This window comes from Parvibaculum sp. (assembly GCF_035325945.1).
In the GTDB taxonomy this organism is placed as follows: Bacteria; Pseudomonadota; Alphaproteobacteria; order Parvibaculales; family Parvibaculaceae; genus Parvibaculum.
Map to the genome: position 1 here is coordinate 175,641 of NZ_DAOKYX010000001.1, position 6,107 is coordinate 181,747.

The window sequence follows — 6,107 nt, forward strand, 5'->3', positions numbered from 1 at the left end:
CTCAGGGGGCGGGCGCCGCGAGCTTTGTCTTCAGCGCTGCGAGATAGGCGCGGATGCGCGCCGCATTGGCGCCGAGATCGCTGATGCCGACACGCGAAACCGAGCGCAGGTCGACCGCGGCCGCGCCATCCCTCTCACTCACGCGGATCGCCACATCGTCCCTGAACCCCATGAGCCGCGTCGTCGCCGTGGCCTCGATGAGGCCCTTCTCGGGCGAGGCGGCATCGATCCGCCATCCCATCTCCTTCGCGGTTTCAAGCGCTGCTTCGAAGGCCTTGCCCGGCTGCTCGTGAACGACGAACGTCTCGAGGTCGGGATAGGCCTTGCGTTGCAGTTCGGCGAGATCGGGCGGCGACGAACGGTCGAGCGAGTTGGGCGCGCCCTCGCGCAGGATCACGACCGCGTCGAATTGAGGCGGATCGGCCAGATCGGTCGTGATGTCGTGGATGCGGGGAACACTGCGCCCCTGCACTGCCGCCGTCACAACGGGCAGCGCCGCGACGGCCCCGATGAGGATGCCGAGAAGCGCAGCACCCGCCCCGGCCCTGCCCCCCACCAGGGTGACGAGGAGCCCGGCGAGCGAGACGAGCACCGCGACCGCGCCGATGAGCGCCGCGAGCGCCAGCCCACGTATCGGAAGCGTGTAGCCGATGAAGCCGAAACGGTTCGCGATTGCCGCGAGAACCAATACCACCAATGCCAGAACGGCGAGGCGCAATCCCCAGGCGGCAAGACGCGATCGTTCGGCCATCGTCTTCTCCCTTTATGTGGTCCGCGGACGGTTACTCCGCCGCGTTCGCTGTCGGCAGCTTGTAGTCCTTGAACTTGTCGCGCAGGGCGAGCTTCTGGATCTTGCCGGTTGCCGTATGCGGAATCTCGTCGATGAAGGCGACATCGTCCGGCATCCACCACTTGGCGATCTTGCCATCCATGTAATGCAGAATCTCCTCCTTCGTCGCCGTCTCACCTTCCTTGAGCACGACAATGAGAAGCGGCCGCTCGTCCCATTTCGGATGCGCGATGCCGATGACGGCGGCTTCCGCCACTTTCGGATGGCCAACGGCGAGATTTTCAAGCTCGATGGAGGAAATCCACTCACCGCCCGACTTGATCACGTCCTTGGCGCGGTCGGTGATCTGCATGAAGCCGCGCTGATCGACGGTGGCGACGTCGCCGGTGTCAAACCAGCCGTCATCGTCGAGGATCTTGCCGCCCTCACCCTTCAGATAGGATTTCGCGATGGACGGGCCGCGCACGAGCAGATGCCCGAAAGCCTTGCCGTCCCACGGAAGCTCCGCGCCGTCATCGTCGGTGATCTTCATCTCGACGCCATAGGGCGGGCGTCCCTGCTTCACCTTGATGTCGAGCTTTTCCTCATGCGACAGCTCTTCCATGCCGGCCTTGAAGCTGCCGAGCGTACCCAGCGGCGACATTTCGGTCATGCCCCAGGCATGGCGAACCTCGACGCCATATTTGCTCTCGAAAATGTCGATCATCGAACGCGGCGCGGCCGAACCGCCGATGACGACGCGCTTCAGATGGTCGAGCGTCTTGCCGGTCTTTTCGAGATATTGCAGCAGCATGAGCCACACGGTCGGCACGGCGGCGGTGAAGGTCACCTCTTCCGTCGTCAGCAATTCGCAGATGCTGTCGCCATCCATCTTCTGGCCCGGCATGACGATCTTGGCGCCGACCATGGGCGCCGAGAAGGCGATGCCCCAGGCATTCGCATGGAACATCGGCACCACCGGCAGCACGGAATCGACCGACTTGAGACCCATCGCATCGGCGGTCGCGCCGATCATGGCGTGCAGCACGTTGGAGCGGTGCGAATAGAGCACGCCCTTGGGATTGCCCGTCGTGCCGGAGGTGTAGCAAAGGCCGCAGGCCGCGTTCTCGTCGACCTCGACCCACTGGAAATCGCCATCCTCGGCATCGAGAAGCGTCTCGTAGCAGAGCGCGTTCCGGAGCTTCGTCTGCGGCATATGGGCCGCATCGGTCATGATGACGTAGCCCTTCACGTTCGGGCACTGCGCCTCGATCGCCTCGACGATCGGAACGAAGGTCAGGTCGACGAAGATGTACTTATCCTCGGCGTGATTGATGATGTAGACGAGCTGCTCGGCAAAGAGACGCGGATTGAGCGTGTGGCAGACGGCGCCAAGCCCCATGATGCCGTACCAGGCTTCCATGTGGCGGCCGGTGTTCCAGGCGAGGGTGGCGACGACCTCGCCTTCCTTCACGCCGAGGCGGCGCAAGGCCTGCGCCACCTTGCGGGCGCGGACATTCATTTCCGCATAGGTCGTCCGGACGATCGGCCCCTCGACCGAGCGCGAAACAATCTCGCGCTCTCCATGAAAGCGGGCCGCATGATCGAGAATGCTCGACACACGCAGCGGCCAATCCTGCATCAAACCCTTCATTGTCGCCTCTTCCATCCCTTGAAGTTGCCGGCGGACCCTTCCCGCTTGGGGCCCAGCCTCTTTTCCGCCAGTCTAGAGGCTTGGGCGCTGCCCGACAATCTCGCTGCCGCAGGGGCGGCGCGGTCAAGGCCGAGATTTCTCTCAACGCGCGCCTCGCATCCGCTAATCTTGCGCCAGAGAGCAAACAGGGAGCCAGACAATGGCCGGTAAAACAGACCTTCACTTCAAATCGGCGGCCGAACTCTCGCGCATGATCCAGCGCCGGGAGGTCAGCTCGCGCGAGCTTCTGGAGCACTTCATCGCCCGCGTCGAGCTGCACAACCCCAAGGTCAACGCCATCGTCGCGCGCGATCTCGATGCCGCCCGCGCCAGGGCAGCGGAGGCCGACGAGGCGCTGGCCCGGGGCGAAATCCTGGGCCCGCTTCACGGCCTGCCCATGACCATCAAGGACGCATTCGAGGTCAAGGGGCTCACCACGGCGGGCGGCACGCCCGACTATGCCAATCATGTGCCCCGGCGCAGCGCCACGGCGGTGGAGCGGATCGAGCGGGCGGGCGCCGTCATCTTCGGCAAGACGAACGTGCCTTTCCTGTCCGGCGATCTCCAGACCTATAACGACGTCTATGGCACCACGAACAATCCCTGGAACCTCGCCTGCGGTCCCGGCGGCTCGTCGGGCGGATCGGCGGCGGCGCTCGCGGCCGGCCTTACCGGCCTCGAACTCGGCAGTGACATTGGCGGATCGATCCGCACACCCGCGCATTTCTGCGGCGTATTCGGCCACAAGACGACGTTCGGCATCGTGCCGAAGCGAGGGCACGTTCCGCCGCCGCCCGGCGCGCTCTCCGAAGGCGATCTCACCGTCGCGGGTCCACTCGGCCGCAGCGCCGAGGATCTCGACCTCCTGCTTTCGGTGATCGCGGGCCCCGACGAAATGGCCGCTGCCGGCTGGCGGCTCGATCTGCCCGCGCCCCGCGCCACGCGCCCGCGCGAGTTGCGCGCCGCCGTCTGGATCGAGGATCCCTTCTGCGACATCGACGCGGAATCGGTATCGCTTCTCAACGAGGCGGTGCGGGCGCTTGCGGACGCGGGCGCGCATATCGACCGCGGCGCGCGGCCCGATTTCACGCTTGGCTGGTCGACGGAAGTCTATCTGACGCTTCTTCATTCGATCACAGCGTCGCGCTTTCCCGCCAAGGTCAAAGCGCGCCTCGCCGAGAAGGCGGCCTCCGAGCCCGCGGGCAGCAAGAGCCACCTCGCCATTCAGGCGCGCGGCGCGACGATCAGCTATGCCGACCGCCTCGTCTGGCAGGAGCATCAGGCGCAACTCCGCGCGAAATGGGCGGCATTCTTCCGCGATTTCGATGTCGTGCTCGCCCCGACGCTGATGCGGCCCGCCTTCCCCCATGACCACCGCTCGAACTGGCATGAGCGCCGTCTGACCGTGAACGGCGTCGAGCGAGAATATTTCGACGTGCTGATCTGGGCGGGCCCCGCCATCGTCGCGCACCTGCCGGCGACCATCGTGCCCGTCGGCGTGACGCGCGACGGGCTCCCCGTGGGGCTTCAGATCATCGGCCCCCATCTCGGCGACCGCACGACGATCGCCGTGGCAGGCATGGTCGAAAACATTCTCGGTGGCTTCCGCCCGCCGCCCGGTTTTTGAGGCTAGTCCCGGCGCCTTTGACAGTCCGCCGGGACCCTCCCATATTACGCGCCTTCCGAGTGGGGACACGGGGGTCCGGCAGTGCGCAACGCCGCCGGCCTCATGTCCCGGTTCAAGTTTTTGAGCGCCCCCTGCCGAAAATCCGGCTACGCATCAGCAGGGGCGCGCATCGCAGCCTTCGAGGAGCGTCCCATGACGAAGCTGAGCAACGCCGCCGTACGCGACGTCGAGACGGTGATCCATCCCTACACCAATCTCGACGCCTTCCGCGCGACGGGTCCGATGATCATCGAGCGCGGCGAGGGCATTCATGTCTGGGACGCGGACGGGCGCAAATATATCGAAGGGCTCGCGGGCCTCTGGTGCACCTCGCTCGGCTATAACGAGCCGGAACTGATCGAGGCGGCAAACGAGCAGCTTCGCCAGATTCCGTTCACGCATGTTTTCGGCGGCAAGAGCCACGAGCGCGCGGCCGAGCTTGCCGAAAAGCTCAAGGCCATCGCGCCTCATAAAGCCTCCAAGGTGCTGTTCTGCGGCTCGGGCTCGGAAGCGAACGACCAGCAGATCAAGCTCGTCTGGTACTACAACAACGCGCTGGGCCGCACGAAGCGCAAGAAGATCATCTCGCGCCAGCGCGCCTATCACGGCGTCACCATCGCATCGGCGAGCCTCACCGGCCTTCTGCCCAACCATCGCGATTTCGACCTGCCGCTTTCCTTCGCCCGCCACACCGATTGCCCGCATTACTACCGCTATGCCGAGCCGGGCGAGACGGAGGACGAGTTCACGACGAGGCTTGCTGCCAATCTCGAGAAGCTGATCATCGAGGAAGACCCCGAAACGGTCGCCGCCTTCATCGCCGAGCCCGTCATGGGCGCGGGCGGCGTCATCATTCCGCCAGAGGGCTACTTCCAGAAGATCCAGGCCGTGCTCGACAAATACGGCATCTATTTCATCGCGGACGAGGTCATTTGCGGCTTCGCGCGCACGGGCAACATGTTCGGCAGCCAGACATTCGGCATGAAGCCCGACAGCATCTCCGTCGCCAAGGCGCTTTCCTCGGCCTATGTCCCCATCGCGGCCATCACGGTCGGCGAGGAGATGTATCAGGCCATGCTCGACGAGAGCAAAAAGATCGGCACCTTCGGGCATGGCTTCACCTACACGGCCCATCCGGTGGCCGCGGCGGTCGCGGTCAAGACGCTCGAAATCTATGAGAAGCGCAACATCGTCGGCCATGTACGCGGTGTCGCGCCGCGTTTCGAGCAGCGGATCGCGCAGCTCGGCCAGCATCCGCTCGTCGGCCATACGCGCGCCCGCGGCCTTCTCGGCGCCATCGAACTCGTCGCCGACAAGGCGGACAAGCGCAGCTTCGATGCGAAGATCGGCGTCGGCGCCGCCGTGCAGAAGGCGGCCGAGAAGCACGGCCTCATCGTCCGGGCGCTGGGCGGCGACATCATCGCCTTCTGTCCGCCGCTCATCGTCACCGAAGCGGATATCGACGATATTTTCGATCGCATCGAGCGGGCGCTCGACGATACGGAAAGCTGGATCGCCAAGGAGGGTCTGCGCGCGGCCTGAGCCGGGCGCGACCGGAAGACATGAAGGAAATCCGTTACCAGCTCCTGTTCGAAGGAAAGGTGTCGCCGGAAGACGAGATGGGAACGCGCATGCGCGTGGAGACGCGGGCAAGTTTCGGCCCCGGCCTCGATCCCGTGCTCTCGACCGGCGCGCCTGCGGCGGTTCTGGAGGCGATCGTGGAACCCGATGAATTCGGGCGCTTCACCGAGCATGGCGAGATCGTCTTCGGCGGCGGCACGCTCGCCTATGCGAGCGATGGCGAAGGCACGATCGGCGAAAGCGCCGACCCGTCGCTGCAATATGGCCATGTCGTCCGCCGGATCGAGGGCGGCACGGGCGCCTTCGAGGGCGCGACCGGCACCATCGTCTCGGTCTTCACCGTCGGCGAGAACGCCATGATGCGCGACAGCCAGAGCGCGGTGATCTTTCTCGCCTGA

5 protein-coding genes are annotated in these 6,107 nt (G+C 65.2%); 3 read left to right on the forward strand and 2 right to left on the reverse strand.

The annotated features are described in order from the left end of the window. Position 1: 1 nt before the first annotated feature. Both PKA57_RS00880 and PKA57_RS00885 read right to left on the reverse strand, forming a co-directional pair. Entirely contained in the window at positions 2-751 is a 750-nt protein-coding gene (locus tag PKA57_RS00880; RefSeq protein WP_324297029.1) for a DUF1499 domain-containing protein, read from the reverse strand. A 31-nt stretch (positions 752-782) separates the two neighbouring features. Further along, complete coding sequence (locus PKA57_RS00885) at positions 783-2,423, reverse strand: 3-(methylthio)propionyl-CoA ligase (RefSeq protein WP_324297030.1); 1,641 nt, start codon at positions 2,421-2,423, stop codon at positions 783-785. A gap of 199 nt (positions 2,424-2,622) precedes the next feature. Here PKA57_RS00885 and PKA57_RS00890 point away from each other — a divergent pair, with 199 nt between their 5' ends. The 3 genes from PKA57_RS00890 to PKA57_RS00900 all read left to right on the forward strand — a co-directional run bounded on the left by PKA57_RS00890 (position 2,623) and on the right by PKA57_RS00900 (position 6,107). Next, entirely contained in the window at positions 2,623-4,089 is a 1,467-nt protein-coding gene (locus tag PKA57_RS00890; RefSeq protein ID WP_324297031.1) for an amidase, read from the forward strand. 192 nt (positions 4,090-4,281) lie between these two features. Beyond that, on the forward strand, positions 4,282-5,670 hold the full coding sequence (locus PKA57_RS00895; protein WP_324297032.1) for an aminotransferase: 1,389 nt from the start codon (positions 4,282-4,284) through the stop codon (positions 5,668-5,670). A gap of 20 nt (positions 5,671-5,690) precedes the next feature. Beyond that, positions 5,691-6,107, forward strand: a complete 417-nt coding sequence (locus PKA57_RS00900) for a hypothetical protein (RefSeq protein WP_324297033.1) — start codon at positions 5,691-5,693, stop codon at positions 6,105-6,107.